The sequence below is a fragment of the Pseudomonas sp. SbOxS1 genome, assembly GCF_013416725.1.
GTDB lineage: Bacteria > Pseudomonadota > Gammaproteobacteria > Pseudomonadales > Pseudomonadaceae > Aquipseudomonas.
The window spans coordinates 138,505-162,214 of the sequence record NZ_JAAVXC010000023.1 but is presented as its reverse complement, the minus strand read 5'-3'; the positions used below and the strand labels follow the sequence as shown (position 1 = coordinate 162,214).

Sequence of the window (23,710 nt, the reverse complement as noted above, 5' to 3'; positions counted from 1 at the left end):
ATTCCCCGCGGTGCTTGTGCCACCATCGCGAGCAAGCATCGCTCCTACAGGGGGGGGGCGCCGCGATGGGCCATCGTGGTTTAACGGGGCGAGGCTGCCTGACAGCCAACCTGACTTTTAGGGCTGCATCTGATCCCCTGTGGGAGCCAGCCTGCTGGCGATGGACGACAACGATAACACTGGCACCTGACACCGAACCCCTCAAGCGGGAAATTCAGCCATCCAGTGCCTGGCAATCTCCTCGCGCCGGCAAATCCACACCGCGTCATGGCCTTGCACGTAATCGAGAAAGCGCGCCAGCGCCAAGGCCCGACCAGGATGGCCACTGATCCGCCCATGCAAGCCGACGCTCATCATCTTCGGCTGGTGCGCGCCTTCCTGCCACAGCTGGTCGAAAGCATCCTTGAGCAGCTGGAAAAAATCTTCGCCGCAGGCGAAACCATTCGGCAGCAGATAGCGGGCGTCGTTGTTGACCAGCGTGTAAGGGATCACCAGGTGGGCGGGCTCGCCCGGGAGCCAATAGGGCAGGTCATCGTTGTAGGCGTCGGAGCTATAGAGAAACCCGCCTTCCTCGCGCAACAGGCGGCGGGTGTTCTGGCTGACCCTGCCTGTGTACCAACCCACGGGGCGCTTACCGCAGATCTGCTCGATCACGTCGAGGGTCAGGCGGATATGGTGCCGCTCCTGGTCTTCAGGCATGTCGCGATAGTCCAGCCAACGGTAGCCATGTCCGGCAATCTCATGCCCGGCAGCGCAGAGCGCATGGCCAATCGCCGGGGTGAGTTCCAGTGCCCGGCCGACGGCGAAGGCGGTCAGCGGCAGGTTTCGGGCACTGAACAACTGCAGAATGCGCCACACACCGGCGCGCGATCCGTATTCGTACATGCCCTCCACGCTCAAGTCCGCTTCCCCCACACGCGGCGGGCGGCCCGGTAGCTCGTGCAGCCAGCCCTCCGACTGTGCATCGCCATTGAGGATGCAAGACTCTGCGCCTTCTTCGATGTTGAGGACGAACTGGACCGCGACGCGCGCCTCACCGGGCCATCGCGGGTGAGGCGGGCAGCCGCCATAACCGATGAGGTCGCGGGCGGCCATCAGCCCAGCTCGAAGGTCGTGACGCCGAACACACGTTCGTGCGCGATCGCAGGGGGAGGGCCGAGGTACATGCGTGCGCAGCCGAAAACCTCGACCATGCCCTGTTGGCGCACAAGCGCCATCGCGGCAGGGTTATTCTCCGGGGCATCGAGAAACAACGGGGCACCCTGGGCAAAATCTGCCAGGCGCACATAGAGGGCATTGGCGGCCAGGGCGTCATCAGCGAACAAGGGGCCGATCTTGAAGCCTTCAAGACAGCGCCTTGCTACGCCATAGCCGCTGAGTTTGCCATCGCGCTGGCAACCCACGGCGAGGGCGTCGGCCTGGGCTATCCACCCCCTCAGGAAGGTGGCGCGCTCGGCCGGGAAGCAGGTGCGGTCGTAATCGACAACCTGATCGAACGGGATGGTAGCCAACTGGACGATGTCCTGATCGTCTGCCTGCGAGGTCGTCGGGCGTTTGGCGGTATCGGCACGAAAACGCATGTTGCGATGGGAGAAAACGAAACCACCCTTGGCGTAGTAGTCCTGCATCGCGAAGACGCCGTCCATGCCGATGCTCGCACCTGGGCGCAGGCGGGCGAGGAGTCGCTCTCTGCGTGCATGCCAGAGGGTATTACCCAGACCGCGACCGCGATACTCAGGCCGGACGATGAAAAAACCCATGAAACCGAACTCGCCATTGTAGGAGGTGATGGCGCCGCCGCCGATCAATTCGCCGCCCAGGGTCGCCGCGATGAAGGCACCAGGGTCGGTAGCCCAGAACAGCTCGGCATCGTGAAAGCCGGGATTCCAACCCTCACGGGCAGCCCAATCGACGAGCTCGTCCATCTCGAGACGGGTCATGTTGCGTATGACTAGCTGATTCGACACTGCGAAGTTCTCCTCAGTCGTTAATCGAGCGTGGGCTCCATCTCCACTCTGAACCTTTTCGGTATAGCTTCAACCCGAGTATTGATCCAGGTCCTCACAACTCCTGTGGCGAGGGCAGGGGAGAGAGGTGTAGATAGTGGCTATACCTCAGCCCGCGGCGCCCAGACATCATTAGTCATCTTCATCGACGAACTTCAGTACGTCGTCGAGCAGTAATCAGTTGTAGAGCTGCTCCCGCATGACAATCACTGCCGCTCGGAAGTCCGTCCACCCACCTCTCAAATTATTCCCCAGCGCTCTATTGATTGTCAGAAAACGTACTAGCAAATGGCCTTGATAATCGTTGGGCAGCTACTAGCCTCGACATCAGATTCGTTGCTGCGCCAAATTGAAAGCGAGCGGTTGCAACAAGTACGCGGACCTGGACAACCCCATCGATGTGACCGAAGCCATCAATGGTGGAACGGTCGGACAGGACGATCGCCAGGATCGGACGAAGGAGACGCGCAAAGTCTGATTCTGAATAGCCTGCGCACAACACCATGAGGACAGGAGGGCGCTAATGAGTAGTCGAAGCAATGCTGCGATGTTGAGATTTGATTCGGCGCTTGCGTCGTTGCGCGACGGCCTTTCGGTCGCTCAGCAGATTGGCAACACACTTTGGGTGGCTAATGACGAAACCACAAACCTGGAACGCCTGACAATCCAGGACACTGCGCCTGGCGACGTCGTGATGTGCGATGAGCACGAATCGTTTCAGCTCTTAGAGTACCTGGACCTGCCCCAACCAAACCAAGCCGCCGAGATCGATATCGAAGGGTTAGCCTATGCCCATGACAGTGGTTATCTTTGGGTGGCGGGTTCCCATAGTCTGAAGCGAACGAAGGCCGAGGCCGGCAAGCCTGCCCAAAAGAATATCGAGCGGCTATCGACGGTGGTGGCGGACGGCAATCGCTTTCTGCTGGCCCGCATCCCTGTGGTTCAGCAGAACGATCGCTATGCACTCGCCAGGAAGGTGGACGCCGATGGACGTACAGCGGCGCAGCTACATGGCAACCAGGTTGGAAACGATCTGACCACGGAAATTGCTGAAGATCATCAGCTACGCGACTTCCTGCGTATCCCGGGTAAAGACAACGGCTTGGATATCGAAGGATTGGCGGTGATCGGCTCGCGCCTTTTTCTGGGGCTGCGTGGACCGGTTCTTCGCGGCTGGGCACTGCTGCTGGAAATCGAGCCCGAGCTGAGCGACAACTCAACTGAAATGCTGGTGCTCAAGAAGATCGGCCCAAATGGGCGCCGCTACCGGAAACACTTCTTCGCGTTAAACGGCCTGGGAGTGCGTGACCTCTGCACGAGCGGCGAAGATTTGCTGATCCTGGCGGGGCCCACTATGGACCAGGACGGTCCGGTGTCGGTCTTGCGCTGGCGTGGTGGTTTCGCGTCCGACGAGCAAAGCGTGGTCTTTACGGATCAATTGGAGAAGGTGTTGGAGGTGCCTTTCGGACAAGGCAACGATCATGCTGAGGGCATGTGTCTGTTCGAGTCGGGCGAGCAGCGTGGGGAGGTTCTGCTGATCCTCTACGACTCCGCGGCGAAGAGTCGTAAACACAACGATACGGATGTGGAAGGGGATCTGTTCATCCTGAGTTAGCGGTGCATCTCGACGTTATCGCGGCCCTTTCTAACCCGCATGCCCTATACGCGACAGTTTGCCAGTCCACCCACTTGAGGGAAATTTGGAGGAAACCATGACGCCTATCATGATCAACGGCATTACGATAAATACGTCAGCTCCCAAAGTGATGCTTGCGGCGCTTTCGCTTGATAACGCGACAGCAACCGATTCGGACTACGTACTCGTCCAAACCTCCCACCCGCTAAAGGCGGCAGAGCGAACTGAACTTGCCAAGGCTGGTGCCCATATTCTCGAGGCCGTCCCCGGCGCATTGATCTGCCACTTCCCCGGAACCGATCTGGCTAAACTCCGAGCGTTGTCGTTTGTTAGCTGGGCAGACGTTTACCCGAACGTCGTAAAGATCGGACCTCGACTTCTTCAGATTCCGCCAAAGCAGGGAGGTGTCGAGGCTGCTGCAGCAGTTATTGCAAAAACACCAGCATTGGATTCTGACCGGATTACGGTCGACGCAGTCCTGCACTGCAATGCAGATGTCAAGAATGCGGCCAAGCGAATCGCCGAAGCAGCTCATCTTCATGAATCGGAATTGTCTATCCAGGGCAACAAAATTCGGTTAACCCTCAAGCGTCGTCGCCTGGCCGATGTTGCGGCGGTTGATGATGTTCGTCACATTGAAGGCGTTGTCGCTCGCAAACTCTTCAACAATATTGCGCGGACAATACTGGGCATTGAAGACCCAAACACGAACACAGCGATCCCGTACACCGGTAAGGGAGAGCTCATTGCAATCGCGGACACCGGTTTTGATCTCGGATCGACTACGGACGTACACGCCGCATTTACAGGCCGGGTGAAGAAGCTCTATGCACTAGGGCGAGCTGGAAAGAAGGATGATCCAGACGGGCACGGGACGCATGTCGCTGGAAGCGTGCTGGGTGACGGTATTTCAACCTCCGACGGACCTGTCAAGGGAGCGGCACCTGGCGCAAAACTCATCTTTCAATCGGTCCTTGACGATTCAGGTGGCTTGGGTGGATTGCCTGACGAACTTGAGCAACTGTTCACAACGCCCTATACATCCGACAAGGCACGTATTCACACGAACTCCTGGGGGAGTACAGGAAATTTTGGTCAGTATGATGGTCAGGCAAGGGCCCTCGATAAGTTCGTTTTTGAGCATCGCGATATGCTGATTTGCTTTGCCGCAGGCAACGCCGGTACTGACCGCGATGCTAACGGACAGATTGATCTAGGCTCAGTTACTCCCCCAGGCACAGCGAAGAATTGCCTGACCGTTGGTGCTAGCGAGAACAGTCGCCCAGAACAGTTCCTGACTTACGGGCAAGGGTGGCCCGCAGAGTTCTCTGCAGATCCTATCAAGTCCGACAGAGTGGCCAACAGCGCTGAAGGCATGGTTGCTTTCAGCAGTCGAGGGCCTACAACTGATGGGCGGATAAAGCCGGATGTCGTTGCTCCTGGCTCGTATATCTTGTCCACCAGGTCACGCGCCACGAGGTCGGAAGGATGGGGGCTCAGCGACGACCCACTCTATATGTTCGAGGGAGGCACCAGCATGGCCACCCCTCTGGTTGCAGGTTCAGCAGCGGTTGTGCGCGAGTTTCTACGAGTGGAGCACAATCTCAAGTCGCCGAGTGCAGCACTCATTAAAGCGCTGATCATCAACGGGGCATATTCCCTGGCCGGTCAGTACCCAGCCTCCGAAGCGGGTGCCTCTCCCAATAACAGTCAAGGTTTTGGACGCGTCGATGTGCATGCAATCGTGGCGGCGGATGGGACAAACAAATCAATTCAGCTTCTTGACGAAGATATGGCTTTAGACACTGGAGAAAACCAGGTCTTCAATGTTCCGGTGCCCATCGATGCAAGCCAGTTAAAGGTCACCCTTGTATGGACGGACCCTCCAGGAGAGGGCTTACAAAACGACCTGGATCTTTCTGTAGAGATTGGGGGCGATGAACGCCACGGAAACATGAGCCCAGGCTCATTGGACTTCGATCGAACCAACAACGTCGAACAGGTGTTCTGGAGAGACGTGCCTGGCGGTACAGCCAACATTACGGTAAGCGCATTCTCCATTGCTTTGGAGGAGCAAAGTTTTGCACTTGTAGTACGTTTTTGTTAGGTGCACTGCACTGGCGTGTTTAACCGGCACAGATCAAAGTTGTGTGAAGTCGCTGTAGAGGGGGTTGGTTATAAGAGTCAGTGCGAAAATCGCGCACCTGCACAAATGTCAGGTTTGCCGATTACCAGTGGTTCCCCCCGGCGTCAGGAAAGTTAACGATTGCAGCGGTTCAGAGAGCGAGGTCAGTTGTCCAACACCAGGAGCGCCGCCGTCTCGGCCAGTGCCTTGTACTTGCGGCGCAGCTCGCACTCGATCTGTCGCTAAACCTGTACAAACTGCTGGCCGCTGTACAGGCTTGACACCAAGCTTGTCCCTGTTTGGGATACACACTTTACGCGGGCAATATTCGACCCGCTCGACTTCTGAGAATACATTGGTCACCAGCACGACGGCGAACTCGGTCGTTGTGCTTTTTTGTTAACGGTTGACGCCAATTGATATCTATCAAATCAGCATAGGTATTCGTTCGAATCGATCTTGATCAATAGGTTCTAACTGCTAAGCTAACCGAACAAAAAGATCTTCAATTTCGATAAGTAGTTACTCGGCGCTGGGCCCTATGGCAGTCACTCCGGTAGTTGGTAAGTGGTAGAGGAGTGTCGGACTTTCATCTCGCTTAAGGAAGGTCGGACAGCAGTAGCCCACGTTATGGTAAGTCAGACTACCCAAAGGAGAGGGTTCGAGAGGTGACCCAGCTGTGGACGAAGCCTATATGAGGATCATGTCCGTTCAGACGCTACGCATCATCCGAAAGCTCGAAGTCAATTCATTTTCAATCCAGGCATCCCTGGCGCTCCCCATACCCGCCAATGGCCGAGGAGAAGAATATGTGTCCACCTCCAGATGCCCCCACCGTAGAGCTCTTCCCACCGGCACCGCAGATCCAGACGAGCGCTGACGATACACTTCAGAACGCTCTCGACCAGGCGATCGACGACGCCGTGCTGCGTCAGGGGATTGCTGCCGGCTCATTCGGCGTCCCCATCACCATCATGGACATCACGGATCCCCTGAACCCCTATCCCATGGCCGGATGGAAAGAGGATGAAGTGGACTACAGCGCGAGCGAGGTGAAGATTGCTGTCCTGTATGGCGCCATCGCGTTGCTGGACATGGTCCAGCGGTTCGTCACTGCGACGAATCCTGGCTCACAGGCGGAACTGTTCTTGAATCTGCAAGCACAGATGGATCCATTCATTAGTTCCTGCGTGCCCGCGCTCTCGACCGCTCCAGGCATAACGGACACGCACCGACTACCCGTCTACGACAGCGTCTTCACATTTATCGGCGGCACTGTGTCGTTTGCTCCGGGCTACGTCACATCCCTGATTAGATCGATCGTCGACAGCAATAACGCGGAGTCGGCACTATGCATCCACGGCGTCGGGTACAGCTACTTGAATGGGACCCTCGCCTCTGGCGGCTTCTTTGATGCAGGGGCCCAGACCGGCGTCTGGCTAGCAGGCGATTTCATGGGGGGCGCGCAGTATCCCTCTGCGAGGTTGGTAAACTCCTTGAATGACGGGCCATCTGCGCAGTGCTCGACCACACGTAGCATCGCCCGGCTTATGACAGCCATGGTCTGCGATTGCGTCTTCGATGCGCCGCTGTGCAGCGCAATGGACATACCGCTCTCTGGGTCGGCGGCAGGTGCAGACCAGCCATGGATCACAAGGACTGTGCCACCGATCATCGACCGGGCCGTCGTCACCCACAATAAGCTCGGGGTCGGACCGCTTAAAACTGGTGGCAACGTCTGGTCCGAGGTGAGCGTGCTCTACGCACCGCTGGCGGCCGACCACCGCTACGTGGTTGCCTGGCAGAACCTCAGGAACAGCGTTCCCGGGTTCAGCGAGATGGCGAAGATTGTCATGGCGACCCTAAAAGAATATGAGCAGTGAAGTACGTACCCGTCTGTTCAGCACCGTGTCTGAAACGAACAAGCACTTAGCTAATCCGTCGTCCAGTACAGGAAACTGTTTGCGCGTTTCAAGCGCGGGCTCATCGGTCCGCTCGGACCTTGCGTAACATACCGCGACAACACTAACAGTGCAGCCGCCTTTCGGTCAGTGCGCTCATTTCAAATGCACTAATATTAAATATATGAAGAATCCAGATATTAGCAATAGCCAATATTCATAGCGCGCCGCTGTTGGCATTCTACACTCACTTACTGCTCCTCAAATGCTTTTCGGTTGGGTATCAACTTTATCATTTGCTCAGGCTATTTGGTGTGAGTCACGCTTGCCTGTGTCAATGCATTAACTATCAGTTGAAGCTATGAATGATGCCGGTAATAGCAGCTTGGTGTATTTGAAGCATGGGTCGTTAGTACCATTGATGATAAGGAGAGCGACATGCATCCCGCGTTTCTAGTGATAAATAAAATTGTGTGTATACAAACTGAAGATCTGATTGAGTCCGATGACTTGTATGGCGTGCTTGGAGATAGTTTGTTGTCCCTTGGGCAGTTTAACGACAATCAAGAACGTGTCGATTACCCGGAAATAATCATTCCCGATGGAGTATTGGAGTTGACACTTGCTGAGCACGATGTTGCAGATTCCGATGATGTGCTGGGTGTCATTGATCTTACTCAGGACATGGACATGGACAGGGAATTTGGAATACTCGAGGGTAGGGCAAGATACAATGTTTACTTTTTTGTTGCTGGCGAGCCCGACGAACAGTTAGTCGATCGATGCCCGGAGGCTTGCCCCACTTGTGGTGGGGCGTGCCTTAGAAAGAATCATGATGGCCAGGTGCATTGGTGCGGCCGTCACGAGTGGGGCGCTAACTAATATTTCGCTGAGCTATATGTGTTCAGACTTTTCATGGCTTTGTCATGGTGGCGAGCCAATAGAGTTGGGTACAACACGATGGCAAATATTCTCGAATCGGTAACCAACTTGCTCTGCAAAAGCCTTGAAGGTGACCCGCCGCCACCCGCCATTCTGCAAACCATCGGTGACCGTCTTAAAGACCTTCTGGAAGTCACCGTTGATCCGAGCGGCGACGGCATCGGCCGTTGGTTGGACAAGCTGCACGCGATCACTAATAACAAGCAGCTGCGAGACACGCTGATCGTACGCACTCTGCAGATGAACTTTCCTCGACTGGCCGAAACCCTCACGTTGCTAGGCATTATTGGCTTCGAGTGGACGGGCAACACACTGTCCACCTTTGTCATTTACCAGGAAAGACTGAACGAGCTGCTCTCCAATCCGGGCGACTCAGCGCTGGAGCTGCTGCTGGGCAGGGTGCAAAAGCTTGGAGACATCAAAGCGCTGCAAGTGCTGGTGCTGATGCTGATCTCGTCGCCGCAGGCGTTGCTGACCCTGGAATATCGCAAGCTGGGCTTTCTCGCGCTGCCCTTGGGAGGCGTGCCTGGGATCAATTCCGAAGAATTGATCAAGATGATCGATAATCTGATCAACTCGCCGCTGAGCCTGCCGCTACCGTTTGATTTCGAGCAGTTCGCAGCACAGGCCAACCGAGCTGCTGCCGGCCCGCTAGGTTCGCTGACACTCGAAGGGCCAGATGATCCAGGCGCTTTCAACCAACTCAAAAATTTCGCGCTGGTTCTACACCTGATCCACTCCGAGCAGGTAAATAGCCACGTCGTCGAACTCCCGCGCGGCTGGACGCTGAAGTTCGCCACCGACGATAGCGGTGACAACAACTACCGCCTCCAGTTCGACGCTACTCAAGTTGATATCGCTGTACCCCGTGGAGACTTCAGTGTTGTCGCGTGTACGCAACCTGTCGACGCCAACGCGTTGCTGCTTGGCGACATCAGTGGCACACATTTCGCGATCAAGTCGGTGCGCTTCGGCCTGCACTTTCGCAGTAGCGGCCCATTGTTCGATGTACTGCTGAAGCTGGAGCAGATCGAATTTGTGCTCAAACCCGACTTTCTCAAGTTTATTAGCTTCGGCCTGAACATTCCGGTGCAGCTGCGATTCGAATCCGGGGTAGATGTGACGTACACGCAGGGCCAGGGGTTGGCTGGCCGGGTTAGCTTAGGAGAGCCGCCAGGACTGAGTGTGCAGTTTGCAACGCCGATCAATCTGAAGATCGGTGGAGCGGGCGCGGGTGTCAATCTCGATCAGGTGGTAACTCGGTTGGATGTAAAACTCGACAATGGCCAACTAAATTTTCGCGCCCAGTTCCAATACGGCGCGAACGCCCAGATTGGGCCGCTTGGTGTGGTCATGGACGGTGCGGGCGTTTGGGTCGGACGCTGGAACGGCGTTAACGGAGATCTTCTGCCACCGCAGGGCATTGGCCTGTCGCTTGAGTGCGGCCCGGTTTCCGGCGGGGGGTTTCTCAACATCGCCAACAAAAATGAATTCGCTGGTGCGCTTCAGCTCAAGATCCTCGGCATCGGCGCGTTCGCCTATGGCCTCTACAAAACGCTGCCCACCGGCGACCCCTCTGTGGTCGCGTTGATTGGTATTCGCCTGCCGCTACCGGGCGTGCAGCTCGGTTTCGGTTTCAGCGTCTCGGCATTCGGCGGTCTGGTAGGCATAAACCGCCGTGTCAATACAGACCTGGTTCGCGAGCGGCTGGCCAGCGGCGCAGCCGGCCAGGTGCTGTTCAACGACAACCCGATGCAGAACGCCCCCAAACTGCTGGGCGATACTCAGCTGTTTTTTCCTGATGAGCCGGGCATTTTTCTGATCGGACCGACGTTCCAGCTTAACTGGCTCTATATCCTGAAGCTCGATGCCGGTGTTTTTATCGAGCTGCCCGGTCCGCGCAAAATCTTTATCGCCGGATCAGCACGATTGGTCATAGGTTCGGAAGAGTTCGCGTTGGTGTATCTGCGCATGGATTTTGTCGGCGGCGTCGATCTGACCAAGTCGTTGATCTTCTTCGATGCACCGCTGGTCAATTCGCACGTGCTGGGTATTTTCCGTATTACCGGTGGCGTGGCGCTGCGCCTCGTCTATGGCGATAACAGCTATTTCCTGTTCACCGTTGGCGGCTTTCACCCGTCGTTCAATCCCGGCGCAATGGAGCTGCCGAAAGTGGCGCGTGTGGGCGTTTCGCTCGCGCTCGGTCCAGTGTGGCTGAAGCAGGAGATGTATCTGGCGATCACCTCCAACACCTTTCAGCTCGGCTCACGGGTGGAAGCGGGCATCGAGATCGGGCCAATGGCAGCGCATGGCTGGTTCGGCTTCGATGCACTTATCCAGTTCAAACCGTTCTATTTCATCGCCCGGGTCGACGCCGGTTTCGATGTCGAGTTCGAGGGGGCATCGATTTGTAGCGTGCGAGTGGAGGGGCAACTGAGCGGCCCTGGCCCGCTGGTGTTGCAAGCCCGTGCCAGCGTGCGGCTGCTGTTCATCAAGGTGTCGGGCAATGTCACGATCACGCTTAGCAGTAACCCGCCCGAGGCTGTGGTCGCCATCGCGAACCTGCCGGAACATTTGCGTGACGAGCTCAAAAATCCCGACAACCTGCGTATGGAAGGCGAGGACCGCAGCGTGGTCTTTGGGCCGTTGGAATCCAGCGCAGCCAAACTGTTCGCCCCGGTTGGTGAGCTGATATGGGAGCAGAAACGTACCCCGCTCAATCTGGCAATCGAGAAGATCGAGGGCGTGAATCTAGGCGGCTGGCACACCCTGGTTGCCACCAGTGGCCTGCCCGAGCAGAAGCCCGAAGACGACTGGTTTGGTGTAGGAACCTATATAAAGCTGGGTGACAGCGAGGCGCTCAATACCAGCCGCTTTGCCAGGCAGCAATCGGGCCTGCGAATCGCCGCAGGAGCGATGAGCACGGGGGACTTTGCAGTTGCCGAGATCGATCTGTACCTGGTGAAGTTGCCGCAGCGCATCAAGAGTCGCATCACCGGCAAACTGTACGCCAGCCTCGTGCTGACGGGCATGCTCGGTGAAAAGTCCCATGGCGCGACTCTCACCGCGGGCGAAGCGCTGGTCGCGGTCAACCAGGAAACCTGGAACAGCCACGACAAACACGGCGTAACCCAGAACGTCACTGCGCAGAACGTGGTGCAAGCTTTTGTCCAAGCCAGGCAGTCTGACGGCATCGCCCTGCCTGCGACCCAAAAGACGCTCGATCTGACAGGAGTGCTCTAGCAATGCCGGAACTCCCCGAAAAACTGACTTTCAAGGCGTGGCAGCGTTGCGCGCTCTTCGAACGTGCGCAGAAGCAAGGGCCACGCCTGGGTGGCAAGCTTGCGCTGACGCTGACCGATTCGAACACAGCGCAGCAGGCTACCGAGGATGCTCGTTTCACGCTGATAGCGGCCGCCGACGTGGCCGGGCTCAAGTCGAGTGCGATCAAGCACATGGCTCCAGCGCCATTCGCCCGCGACGCCGAAACGACCAAGCTGGTTCACATCGACCTGTGGGAGTACGACCTTCCCTGGAGGTACACACCGCAAGTCAATATGCCAAATCTGCCCCCTTGGCTGGTGCTGCTGGTCGGTACCACCGAGGAGATCCAGGTCGACGGCGCCCTGGTGACGCGCGTTGACGATAAAGTGCTCATCGCTCACAACCTGGCGGAGTCGCACCTGTGGGCGCACACGCAGTGGGACGGGCACACGACTGTGGGGCGGATCGTGTCACCACGGGGACTGGAAACCAACGGCGGACCCAAGCCGGTCGGTCTGATGGCGCAGCAGGAATACATCGCAGTGCTGGTTCCGGCATTCAACGACGCAGGGCAACTGATGTGGAACGCCCCGGCAGACCGTCAATTCGGCACCAAGGGCGTGCTCCCGGCATTCCACTCATGGCGCTTCTGGACAGCTGAGTCGGGGGACTTCGAAACGCTGGCCACCGCACTTCACATGCCTGAAGCGCGTGATGTGGGCAAAGCCAATTTGCACTACCGGCGAAAAAGCGTGGGCATCGACGAGACGTTAGAGGTGCGCGGGGCAATCACGTCCTTGCAGCAACCGGAAACTCAGCAGCAAGACCAGATCGATAAGGTGCAGGCTGACTTGGCCCTGATCACAAAGAGTCATGCTGACACAATCGGCCTACCGCAATACGGCCGCCCCTGGCTGCCGAACCCGGAGGGATTTGGCGCAGGGTGGCCGCACGAACTCAACAACGATCCGCGCCTTCGCGGTACCGCGGGCCTGGGTGTCTGGATGGGCGTGGAGGCGCAAGAAGCGCTGATGGACGCCGCTGTGGCCCAGGCCGGGGCGCTACGCGAGGCCGGTCAACGCATCGGACACCTTGCAATGGGTTTGCAGGCGGCGAGCAGCCTGTGGGATCGCCGCCTGCCAGCCGACAAAAATCAACGACTGCGATTGTTCGGCCCGTTGATGTCACGCATGGTGGCGGCCGACGGCGGTATCGTGCTGGACCGCGTCACATCCGGTAGCAGCCCGCTCGTGCAGGCATTGTTTTCAAGTGCGGCGCAGCGCATCCTGCGCGACCGCAGCGCGACGACGCGCCACGTCGCCGATACCAACGGTGGCATCAACTGCAGCGCGGCACTGGACGAAGCGAACCAGCCTGAACGTCAACCGGAGCGCGCCCCCGCCGGTCTGCCCCACGTCGATGCGATCATTCAGCAGATGGGGCTGCCAACCGTCGAAGAGATGTTTGAGCTAGACGAGCGATGGCTCAACACGGTGATGGAAAAGCTCGATGAGATCGTGCGCTTCGTCACGCAAGCCTATCGAGAAAAAAGTCAAAGTTTCATCAAGGAGCACGCACAGGACGACATTCCCGGACTGCGTAAACAGCTCGCCGAACTGCTTTTTTCCAAACTCAGGGGCACCCTGCAGAATCTGCTGGAGGAGCGCGAGTTACCCTGCGAGGCGGACGGCATCGTCGAAGAATTAGGGGATGAGTTTGGGGTGTCGCTGCTAATCTTCTGCGAGCTGGTGATGGCAGACGAGGGCGCCCGGCAGCGGCTTCACGACAGTATTCGGCGTGCGATTCGCCAGTGCCTGGCCAAACGCCGTTGCCGCGCGATTCTGGCCCACGTGCCCGATATCGGGATTTCCTGCGACGATTTGCTCGACAACATGCCGAGTGAGCCGCGGCCCGAGCAAAAACCAATCGATCTCGGGCGCTTGTCCGACACGCTGTTTGGCGCGCTCGACCCACGCAAACCCAGTGCGCCGGCGCGCATCCGCTTGTGTAGCCAGCTAGAGGGCATCGATTGCACCCGCTTGATCCCGCCCGAGTTCCCGATTGGTCTGGATTTTCCCACTTGGGGCTTGCTCAGCCAGTACGACAAGGAATGGCTGCTACCTGGCGCCAGCATGCTGGAGAAGGACTCGATCACGGCGCTGCAGACGAATCCGACGTTTATCGACGCCTTCATGGTCGGCATCAACACCCAGTTTATAAGTGAGATGCGCTGGCGCGACTTGGCGGTGACGCGCACTTGCACGCCGCTGAGGATGTTCTGGGGCCCGGTCAATTACGCCACCCACAAGCGCCAGGGCGATATCCAGCCGCTGGGCGAGTGGGCCAAAGTGCCCGCCGACCCGATCGGCGCGCTAAGCCACCAGTCGATTCAGCCGCACGACGTCGCCAATGCCAATGGCAGCCGCCTGGTGCTCACCTTCCGCAGTGACCTGTTCCGACGCTACCCGTCTACGCTGGTCTACCTGGTCAAGCCCGGTGCTGGCGACAACGTCGACGAATTGCTCAAATCGACCCCGCAGCTCGACATGCTGGAAGGAGCGCCAGACGGAGTGCCGCAGGCCGATATAGAAAAGTGGCGAAGAGATCGCAAGTTCTTCGGGCCGATCTTCGCAGGCACGCTCACACCGGAGCTGACTTTTTTCACCTTCGATGTCGCGCCCAGCGACATCGACCTGTATTGGCTGGTGCTGGACGAGCCGCCCGCCGAGCTGCGCTTTCGCAATGTCAATCCCGATGACAAGCCACTGACGAAAACCAACGCCGCCACTTTCGCACAAACGGCGCTGGATCAGCCGACGCGTGTCGCGATCAGCGGGAAGGAACTGAACAGCAGGGGTTGAATCCATGACTACCTTCACATACCGCGACCTGCGGCGCCAACGGGTCAGCGATGCGCTGACCGCGCTCCAGGATGATCTACAGGTGTTGCGTGAGCCGCTGGAACGCGAGCAGGATGCGCTTCAATCCGGTGACTGGACGGTTACCGACCGCAACTACCTGGCGGTCGCCGAGGATTGGCTGTGGGCGACGCGTTTGCTGCTCAAGGACTCCGTGAACGCCGATCCGGTGTTCACCGCTCTAGGCACAACCACGGCGATCAGCGACGAGCAGGCGGTGGCGATTGAGAACATACCCCAAGGCCCTGGCGGTCCAACGTCCGATTACATGGCGCAGGTGCGGGCCGCCATCGGCGACAACCAGGCGATTTTGACCGAGCTGGTGCACGCCGCCCATCACATCTGGCTGGAGCAGCCCGTCGCCAAGCGCGCCTACCCGTTTGACGATGTCGGCGTGTTGCTGCCGCTGCGCCTGGAGACCCTGTTCGACGCGCCGCAATCGCGCCACAACGACGACCCGACGCACTGGAAGCTTTCGCTTCGAGTAATACCTGACGAGGCCTCAATCTGCCGTGACAATGCCCACGTCAGCGCAGGCGAGCTGAGCACGCTCCGAACCTTCTGGCAGGCTGCGCGCCAACTGGGCGCGTTCGACCCTGGCTGGCTCGACGGTGATGCCGTCGGCGTGGCCTGGGACATGTTCTGCCAGCAAGTCACGCCTGCGCGTGCGGCCTGGCTGGTAGCCAACGTGCTGCCGCAGGTCGATGGCGACGAATTGCGTGTCGATCTGCCGCCCGATATGCCGCCCGATCCTCAACCGAACCGCGTCGGCGGCTTGCCGCCGCAACTGCGTGTCTGGGCCGTTACACGAGATGCCGGCGGCGTTGCGACTCGCCACGAGATCGGGCGGCTGCCGATGCAAGCCAGCGCGACGATCAGCGCCGATGCGCTGCAGTTGCAGCTGCCGAACAAGCCGGCGAACAAGCGGGAAAATATCCGCGACGCCTGGTGGGTCTCTTGGGAGACGGCCAAAGCCGTGGGATTGGCCGGCGAATGGTTGCTCGACACCGGACTGGCGCCCGCAACGCTGGAGGCGATCTATGTAATCGGTATAGGCGATGAACCGCCCGACGCGCACTTTCGCGCCCAGTCGGACGCCGGCGAGCTTGGCGTGTTGCGCCTGGGCACACCGACTAACACTGTGCATGGCGCACCCGCCGCCGACCTCGCCGCCGACGCGGAAAGCTGGCGTCTGGTGGCCAGGGCGCGCATCCGGCAACGCCTGGACCCGAGCACAAAACCGGCGTCCACGAGCGGCAGCAACATCGAGCACCACCTGACCGGCAGCAGCAACAGTTTGCCTGTTTTCCCCGGCGCGGACACGCCGGACGACACCGAAGATAGCCAGCGCATGGCCCAGGCGCTCTGGCCCGCATTGATTGGCCACTGGCTGACCGCTATCTGGGAGGTGAGTGAGGATGCCTTTCGCATGAGTCGGTGGGCATTTCCACTTCGCGACGACGCGATCCCCACCCCTGAAGAGATCAGACATGTGCTTCACCGGCCGTGTAAGGGCGATGAGCGTGAGTCACTGGCGCACAATTTTTGCCCGGAGGGGCCGCTGATGCCGCTGCGCATTGGCGACCAACCCTATGGTTTGCTTCCGGTGACTGCACTCTCGCAGTGGCAGCCTGGCGACGGATTCAGTGCAGAACAAGGCGAGCAGCGACGCGTCGAAGCGTGCATGGCCCAGGCACTGAGCGAACTGCGCAGCACGTGGGCGGCGGCAGCGCGGCGCAATGGCACTGTGGTCGGCGCATCCACGGGCCGGTTCATGGATTTGCTCAGTCGCGATGCGCTAAGCAAACGCTACATCCAGCGCTCGTTTGCGCCGGTGTCGGCTTGGGCCGCGCCGTTTCAGCTCGACCAGGCCGGGCGTGAGCAGTTCGAGGCGTACGCGCGCAAGTTGTACGACGGGGTAGCACGCTTGTTTGGTCATATGCCTAAAACGCTGCACTTGGCCAACGGCTTCTGGCAAACCAACTACCTGCCGCTGGTGCAGCCAGGGCGGACGATCTACCGCCACCAAAACGGCGAGAAACGGGCGCGGGTCGACCTCAAGCGATTTCTAATGCTGCTGCTCGACCTTCAAGAAACGCTCGACATCGACCAGATCTTCGAGCGCTGGTGGGTGCTGGACGAGACCGCTGAATACCAGATGCGGGTGCTACCCGACAGCCTCCTTATCCGACTGCTGATCCACGCCTGCCAGATCAGTACCGATTGGCTGCGCAATCAAACCGGAGGCGATATCGCACTCCCTGTGCTGAAGGCGCAAATCGAGTCCATGCGCGCGATCAGCTGCGAGCTCGACCAGCCCGACTGGAATCAGGACGAGCGCGATCCTGAGACCGGCGAGCCTGTGTTTCTTATCAAACTCCCCGATGAGCGACGCCTCCAACTGGAGCGCGCTCTGCGCGCTACGCTTGACAGCTTTGCTCACCGCATCGACCCATGGATCACCGGTTTTGCCTGGCAGCGACTCAAGCAGCACAGTGCCAGTGCGCGTCATGTTCACCGGCTAGGCGCGTATGGCTGGGTAGATGGCCCGTTTCTTGGCGCGCCAGGGCCTACCAATGCCGGGCGGCTGCACACGCCTTCGTACAACCAAACGCTGGCAGCCATCATTCTGCGCGACAAGTTTCTGTCATCGGCGCGCGCGGCCTCGGCCAACGATGGCGGGCGCAACCCGTGGGAAATGAATATCAGCTCGGGCAAGGTACGCCTGGCCGAGGAGATTGCTGAAGAGGTACGCCTGGGTTTTCATATCTACGAGATCGTTGGGCGACATGTCGAGCACGTCATCGGCACGCACCAAAAGGTCAAGGCGTTGCGCACCAGCCCCCAATACGCAATGCGCGCGGAGCGGCTGGATCAAAACGAGGTCTGCAATGGCATCGAGGCGCTGAAAGGTCTGCTGGCCGGCGATCCACAATTCCCTCTCCAAGAGAGCCAACGCGCTGCGCTGCTGAAATTGCACGAAGCCCTCGACACTTACGGCGACCTGCTGTTGGCCGACGGGATAATGCAACTGATCAATCGCCAGGCCGATCGCGCCGCCGAGACGATGGACGCCGCCGCAGGGTTTACGCGTCCACCAAGCTTCGAGTTCATCCGCACGCCGCCTTCGGGCTATCAGCTAGAAAGCCTGGTGATGGCGGTCGTGCCATATGTGTCGGTGAGCACGGTGCCTGATGATGGGGGGCCGATCCGACTGGCCGATCCATCGCTGGCGGCCTTTGTCGATGACCGCCTGGGTGATGGCTGGACATGGACCGCGACCAACCTGGACGACAATACGCAACTCGGCGCTGTGACGCTCAAGGAGCTGGGGCTCGAACCGCTTGACACGCTGGCTCTGCCAGTTGAGTTCCTGGGCGAGTTGGCGCGCCGGAAGCTGAACCGGCCATTGGTTTACATCAGTGAAGGGCATGCCCGCGAGTGGGTGGTGAAAGATGCCGAAGGCAATCCGCTCGGCAGCGTCTCGTTGGTTGACCTCGGCACGCGACCCACTGAGCTGGCGGCGCTCGATCAGACCGCACTTTACGACAAGATCCGCACGCAGATCGGCGCAGCTGTCGATGCCGTGGTGGAGGAGATCAAGCCCGACGATCTGCGACTGTGGATTGCAGCCGACGAAGATAACGCTCTGCTAGGTATGGCGACGGTTGCAACACTGGGTATTACGCCGCAGGAAGCGAGCGCCAACCAGTCGGAATTGCACCTGCGCATTCGTCAGACGCTGGGCCTTGCGCAGGTATGTATCGACCCGCCGCCGCAGCACCAACTGGCGCAGCACCTCGCGGCAGCGCTGGGTAATCGTCCGGCTGCAGGCCGCGATGTCACTCAGGACGCCTCAACACAACAGGCGGTCGATGCCGATATCTATGTCGAGCTGACCCATCGATACAGCGCGTTGCACAGCGCATGTGTAAACCTGATCGCCGGATTGCGTGCCGCCGGTAACGACGCAGCGCGAACGGTCTTGTTGCGCCGCGCGCTAGGTTGGGGTGTGACGTCGATTAGCAAGCGCGCAGATCGCGAGGCTTTGTTTGCTGCTCTGTGCGGAACGGTGGCATCTGCCAGCGCAAGTCATTTGGCTGACGTCGCTGAAGCAACCGCCAAGGCGCTGGAAGATCGCCTCGGTGGTGCGCCGGAACCTGCAAAATTGGCGGCTCGCGCACGGATCGGCGCGCAGCTGCACGACCATGATCAGCGCAAGCGCGAACAACAGCCCGATGGGATACCGACGTTGGCGCAGGCGATCGCCAACCTGGCAGCTCCCCAAGGCAAGCTGGCGATCCTGGCCTGCTGGTCGCGAAAGACGCTGCTCGGTAGCACGCAGCTGGTTGTGCAGCATGATGAGCCGGCGCTTGACGATAGCTGGCTTACCGTCGTGGCGACCGTGAGGCCGCCGCTGGCGCGGCTTGAGGCATTGCAGCTGGCGTTGGCTGACCCACTCGTCGCCTGGAGCAGTTCGCCCGCTGACCCGTGGCGCACAGGGAAAGCCAACGTCGTTAAGGCGAATCTGAAAAAACGGAGCGAAGCCTCAACGTTGCAAATGTCGCTGAACGAGCGTTTCGTCGCAGCCTATGGCAGCACCAACGCGTGGGCGGGCGACCACGTAGCAGTCGGGCTGATCGACAGCTTTAGCGAGGCGATTCCAATGCCGCACCGCAGCACTATGGCGGCTTTCGGTTTCAATGCTCCAGCTGCCCGCCCACCGCAAGCCATTCTGCTGGCTGTGCCACCGCTGGTGCGCCAGAGGCTGGACGATGATCTGGTGCAGCAAATCGTCGAGCAGACCCGCGAGCTGGCCCATGCGCGCAACGCGCATGTCGAAGATCTTGGCGACCTGCAGGCACTGGCACCCACCCTTTGGTTCCAGTCCTCTGGCCCTAACCGAGTGAGGCTGGAACCCTATCCACTGTTCAGCTAAGGACCGACACGTCATGCCGCTCACAATTGCAACTCATATACGACTGGAGCCGCGACCGCACGAACGAAACCTGGAAGCTGGCATTGCTGCGGCAGTGCACGACCCCCTCTGGTTTTTAGCGCGCCAATGGCAGATGGGCGAACACCAGGGCGAGAACGCATCGTCGCCCACCTGGGTCAGTTATGGGCTGAGCAGCCAAGGTATCAGTGCCGCAGATCCACGCTTCGACCCGATGGTCATTCCCGCAGAGGCGATTGTCGAGTCAGAGATTGATGACTGGTGGACGATGGGGCGTCGGGTGCGTATCGGTAGACGCTTTGAAGATCACCCGGCCGTGGATAATGTCCGGAAACTGATGTTTTTAAAGCCGCCGCCCCCTTATGAGTACTTTGAAGGGCAGCCTGATGGATTGATGATCTGGCTGGGACGGGCAGGGCTGGGGATAGCCGATTCCGAGTTCGGGGTCGACATCCCGATCGATAGTGCATCGGCGTGGGATAGCGCGTACCTGCTATACCAGCAGAGCGAGCAGACGGCATTTACCGCCGACCAGCAGCGGCTGATGGTGCAGCGCCACCACGGCGGGCTAATGGACTGGTACTCGGTTGACGCAATCACGCAGGCCGGCCAGGCGGTGCCTGAGCCCGAGGCGTGTGAGGCGATCCCGACCGCGCTGAACTATCCAGGCGCGCCATCCACGCGCTGGTGGGAGATTGAAAACGCCGAGGTCGATATGGGCGGCTACGCGCCAGACAGCGCGCACACACCCACAGCGCTGCTTACCGACCTGATCTTTTCCCACAGCGATGACTGGTTTCTCTTCCCAGTGATGGCGCAGGCCGGGAATGTTGTAACCGTTGAGTCGATCGAGGTGCGCGACGCGTTTGGACGCACTTATGGCAGTCAGGACAAGGACGAGGCGGGTAACCCGCTATGGAAAGGCCTGCATCCGCCTCAAGGCTGGACGCTCTTCAAGGTGGACGGCACGACGCCCGAAGACGCCGGATTGGCGTCGCAAAATTTGATCCTTTGGCACGTGGCCGAACTCCCGTTAGAAAGCGCACCCCTTGAGAGGGTGCAGTTTGGGCTGGACGAAGAATCCAATCTGCTTTGGGCCGTTGAGCGCACGGTAGATGGGCGCGAAGTCGAGCTGCGCGAGATCGATGCACCCGACTCCCTCAGGTTCAACGACGGCAAACCGTCTGGCGATGCGTGTAATGCCCGTGAGTATGCCTATGTGCCGGCACAGGGCATTGTTCCGCACTGGCATCCGTACACCCTCAACGAAGAGGTTGAGGGTGGCCAGCGCCGTCTTGTGCAGCGCCACCTCTTAGACTTCTCGCGTCAGGAGCCCGTGACCATGCCTGCGCCAGAGGCGGCAGTGTTACAGGCCGACAAAAACGATCATCCACACCACATTGCGCCGCTGGCAATTCCCGTCAATGGCATTGAGGTGGAGCGGCGCTGGATGCTGGCGAGGGATATGAACGGGCAACCCGTACTCTGGATTCAACGCTGCAGGCGCTCATTGTTGTCGCCACTGGCCAGGCGCTTGCGGTTCGATGTGATGGAGGAGGCGAACGAATAGAGTCCATCAAAAACCCAGGCAGCGATCTCCGGTGTGTGACTGGCGTATCCAGCCGCCGGCTTGTGCGTGCCAACGGTATGACCATTCGCAGTACCTGGAGCAGGCTGCATCGAAGGAAGCGATGGCCTAGGTGAACGTGGGATCGATATCGCCTGTGGCAACGATGGCGAAGCCCTGCGGCCCGAACAGGGTGTTCTGGGCGGTCACCTGCACGACATAGACGCCTGCCGGTGCATCGAAGGCTACCTGTTCAACGTTGTTGGTGCGGTCGAATTTCTGCCAGCTCTCTCGCGATAGGTGCTCGTTGCCCGGGCGCGGCTTCCGCGCGGAGTCGACCACGACGAGGTCGAGATTGTGCTGCAGCCCGTGTGCCGGCGGATCGGTCCAGGCCAGGGTCACCGACAGCCGCGTGTTCGAACGGCAGGTCACTCGGCGCCGCCACACTGAGTGCTCGGGCTGGTCGGCCTTCAGTGCGTTGTCGTCGCTGTTCGCAATGTCCTCGAATGCTATGTCGAAGCCGTTTTTGGGGTACACACCGTCCAGGTCCAGCAGGCCGAAGCCCTGGTGGAAGTTCGGTCGGCCCACGGTCGTGTCAATCGCTGACTTCCGCTCAAGCCAATGGCAGCTGTTGATCAGGGCTGCCTTCAGCAACGCGGCTGACGGTGTCGGCGTGTTGCGCTTTTCGATGAACCAGCGGCGCAGCAGGGCGGCGCTGGCGGCTACCGCGGGCGCAGCCATGCTGGTACCGCTCATGTAGCAGTACTTGTCGCCGTGGCCCGGGAAGGGCGTGGTTGGCGACGATGCGACGCTACGAGCGGACACGACGGCGGTGCCCGGCGCGACGAGGTCTGGCTTCACACGGCTCTCGTCCGTGGGCCCGCGACTGGAGAAGGCCGCCAGCACGTCCGGTACGCCGCAGATCGGCTCGTCGGCGACGATAGGGAAGGGGAAGCGGCCGGCCCAATTGCTCCAGCTCATGCCCTCGTAGGCACCATCGGGGCGCGGCGAGCACGATGCCCCGACCGAGAGCGCGTTCTTGGCCGTCGCCGGCGATTGCAGTGAGTTGTAGGCAATACGGCCCAGCCCGTTATCGGCCCCAGCCTGCTGCCCAGCGTTGCCCGCCGCAATAACAATGAGGAAGTCCGGATGCTCATGGACGAACTGGTCCACCTCGTAGGCGTCAATCGTGTAGAGTCCGGCCGCCAGTGCCCCCCACGAATTGTTGTGGATGCGCACGCCTTTGTCGTAGGCCTCTTGAAACAGGTCGTTCAGGTCCACTGGGATGCCGCTGAACCGACCGCTTGCGTCGGCCAGCGTTTGCACAAACAGCTCTGCCGCCGGCGCCACACCCAGGATCTCGTGGCCGGACGCGGTGCCGTCGCCCGCAATGATGGCGCAGACATGGGTACCGTGGCCGGCAGGGTCGCCCTCGATGGTGTTGGTTGCAAGGAGCACCACGTCCTTGATGCGCGTCCCGAAATCGGGGTGCGTACGATCGACACCGGTGTCCGCGACGCCGATGAGTTCGCCCTTGCCCTGGGTCGGGCCCGGTGCGGCGGCGTCGGCCGCCGGGGCGTGTATACCCGCGCGGACGAATTGTGCGTCGATGGTGGGATAGTGGAAACGTTCCACCACCGAGATTTGCGGCACGCTGCCCAGGTTCTGTTTCACCACTTCCTCGGCAGCCCCGTCTGCGAGCCAGAGGCGGGCGCGATTGCGGCCCACCACGACACGCTCCAGGCGCGTGTCGGTCATCAGGGCCGACGCCACTTGCTGCAGGTCGCGATTATCGTGGCATTTGATGTCGAAGATGACTTCTTCCTGCGGCCGCTTCGGGCTCATCACCTCGATTTCCTCTACGACTCGCAGTCGCCGAAGTGTCTGCTCAGCGGAGAAAGGCACAATCCGGCGCACCTCAGGGCGCAGCAAGAGGTCCACCCTTTGGTCGTCCGTCAGCTTTACCTTGTAGGCGAACTCGGGAACGTAACCACCGAGCGCAATGCCGCCGGCTGCGATCTCGGCCCGGAGCGGGTCACTGAGCGGGCCGAAGAACTGGACGACGTAGTACTCAGGGCGGCCCGGTTGCGCGAGATCCCGATATAGCACGGGTTCCTCGGCGCCAAGCGCCTCGGGCGGCGGCGGGGTGGTAGGGTCGGGTTCTAGCCAGCCGATCGTCAATTTGCGGTCCGCGGTGGGCAGGACCTCGACGATCTGGCCAAGGCGCTCGAGCGCCTTGATGTCGCGGGCTTTGAGACGACCGAGCCGGTACGCACCCTGTCGCTGGAATTGCCCGTGCCGCAGGAGAGCAGCCTCGGTGGCCTTCACGCCCGAGCCGCTAGTCGCCATGACGCTAACCAGGATCAGGTCCGAAACCTTAACCATATCGTCCAC

Annotated in this window: 11 protein-coding genes; 8 read left to right on the top strand and 3 right to left on the bottom strand. The window is 59.8% G+C overall.

Features of this window, described 5'->3' with window-relative positions:
* Positions 1 to 201: 201 nt before the first annotated feature.
* Complete coding sequence (gene puuE, locus HFK74_RS19470) at positions 202 to 1,095, bottom strand: allantoinase PuuE (RefSeq protein WP_180204887.1); 894 nt, start codon at positions 1,093 to 1,095, stop codon at positions 202 to 204.
* Positions 1,095 to 1,967, bottom strand: coding sequence for a GNAT family N-acetyltransferase (locus HFK74_RS19465; RefSeq protein ID WP_180204886.1), 873 nt, complete (start codon positions 1,965 to 1,967; stop codon positions 1,095 to 1,097). Before HFK74_RS19465 ends, puuE begins: the two co-directional genes overlap by 1 nt.
* Positions 1,968 to 2,529: 562 nt before the next feature.
* Between HFK74_RS19465 and HFK74_RS19460 the strand changes: the two genes are divergently transcribed.
* From HFK74_RS19460 to HFK74_RS19425, 8 genes are all read left to right on the top strand, one after another.
* A complete protein-coding gene (locus HFK74_RS19460) occupies positions 2,530 to 3,621 on the top strand; it encodes a DUF3616 domain-containing protein (RefSeq protein WP_180204885.1) in 1,092 nt (363 codons plus the stop codon).
* Positions 3,622 to 3,718: 97 nt separating this feature from the next.
* Positions 3,719 to 5,749: a S8 family serine peptidase gene (locus HFK74_RS19455; protein ID WP_180204884.1), complete on the top strand. Its 2,031-nt coding sequence runs from the start codon at positions 3,719 to 3,721 to the stop codon at positions 5,747 to 5,749.
* Between the two features lie 827 nt (positions 5,750 to 6,576).
* A complete protein-coding gene (locus HFK74_RS19450) occupies positions 6,577 to 7,650 on the top strand; it encodes a hypothetical protein (RefSeq protein WP_180204883.1) in 1,074 nt (357 codons plus the stop codon).
* Positions 7,651 to 8,106: 456 nt separating this feature from the next.
* Positions 8,107 to 8,550 carry a hypothetical protein gene (locus HFK74_RS19445; protein WP_180204882.1) on the top strand — a complete coding sequence of 148 codons (444 nt, stop codon included), beginning with the start codon at positions 8,107 to 8,109 and terminating at the stop codon, positions 8,548 to 8,550.
* 78 nt (positions 8,551 to 8,628) lie between these two features.
* A complete protein-coding gene (locus tag HFK74_RS19440; RefSeq protein ID WP_180204881.1) occupies positions 8,629 to 11,853 on the top strand; it encodes a DUF6603 domain-containing protein in 3,225 nt (1,074 codons plus the stop codon).
* A 2-nt stretch (positions 11,854 to 11,855) separates the two neighbouring features.
* A complete protein-coding gene (locus HFK74_RS19435) occupies positions 11,856 to 14,735 on the top strand; it encodes a hypothetical protein (protein WP_180204880.1) in 2,880 nt (959 codons plus the stop codon).
* Between the two features lie 4 nt (positions 14,736 to 14,739).
* Positions 14,740 to 19,731 (top strand): hypothetical protein, encoded by a 4,992-nt coding sequence (locus HFK74_RS19430; RefSeq protein WP_180204879.1) that lies wholly within the window; start codon positions 14,740 to 14,742, stop codon positions 19,729 to 19,731.
* Positions 19,732 to 19,744: 13 nt separating this feature from the next.
* Positions 19,745 to 21,319 carry a hypothetical protein gene (locus tag HFK74_RS19425; RefSeq protein WP_180204878.1) on the top strand — a complete coding sequence of 525 codons (1,575 nt, stop codon included), beginning with the start codon at positions 19,745 to 19,747 and terminating at the stop codon, positions 21,317 to 21,319.
* A gap of 126 nt (positions 21,320 to 21,445) precedes the next feature.
* Here the strand turns inward: HFK74_RS19425 and HFK74_RS19420 are convergent, their stop codons facing one another.
* Positions 21,446 to 23,701, bottom strand: coding sequence for a S8 family serine peptidase (locus HFK74_RS19420; RefSeq protein WP_180204877.1), 2,256 nt, complete (start codon positions 23,699 to 23,701; stop codon positions 21,446 to 21,448).
* Positions 23,702 to 23,710 lie beyond the last annotated feature (9 nt).

Excerpts from the sequence above, each read along its gene's own strand:
- puuE (WP_180204887.1), bottom strand. The coding sequence starts at position 1,095 with ATGGCCGCCCGCGACCTCATCGGTTATGGCGGCTGCCCGCCTCACCCG.
- HFK74_RS19460 (WP_180204885.1), top strand. The coding sequence starts at position 2,530 with ATGAGTAGTCGAAGCAATGCTGCGATGTTGAGATTTGATTCGGCGCTT.
- HFK74_RS19455 (WP_180204884.1), top strand. The coding sequence starts at position 3,719 with ATGACGCCTATCATGATCAACGGCATTACGATAAATACGTCAGCTCCC.
- HFK74_RS19450 (WP_180204883.1), top strand. The coding sequence starts at position 6,577 with ATGTGTCCACCTCCAGATGCCCCCACCGTAGAGCTCTTCCCACCGGCA.
- HFK74_RS19445 (WP_180204882.1), top strand. The coding sequence starts at position 8,107 with ATGCATCCCGCGTTTCTAGTGATAAATAAAATTGTGTGTATACAAACT.
- HFK74_RS19440 (WP_180204881.1), top strand. The coding sequence starts at position 8,629 with ATGGCAAATATTCTCGAATCGGTAACCAACTTGCTCTGCAAAAGCCTT.
- HFK74_RS19435 (WP_180204880.1), top strand. The coding sequence starts at position 11,856 with ATGCCGGAACTCCCCGAAAAACTGACTTTCAAGGCGTGGCAGCGTTGC.
- HFK74_RS19430 (WP_180204879.1), top strand. The coding sequence starts at position 14,740 with ATGACTACCTTCACATACCGCGACCTGCGGCGCCAACGGGTCAGCGAT.
- HFK74_RS19425 (WP_180204878.1), top strand. The coding sequence starts at position 19,745 with ATGCCGCTCACAATTGCAACTCATATACGACTGGAGCCGCGACCGCAC.
- HFK74_RS19420 (WP_180204877.1), bottom strand. The coding sequence starts at position 23,701 with ATGGTTAAGGTTTCGGACCTGATCCTGGTTAGCGTCATGGCGACTAGC.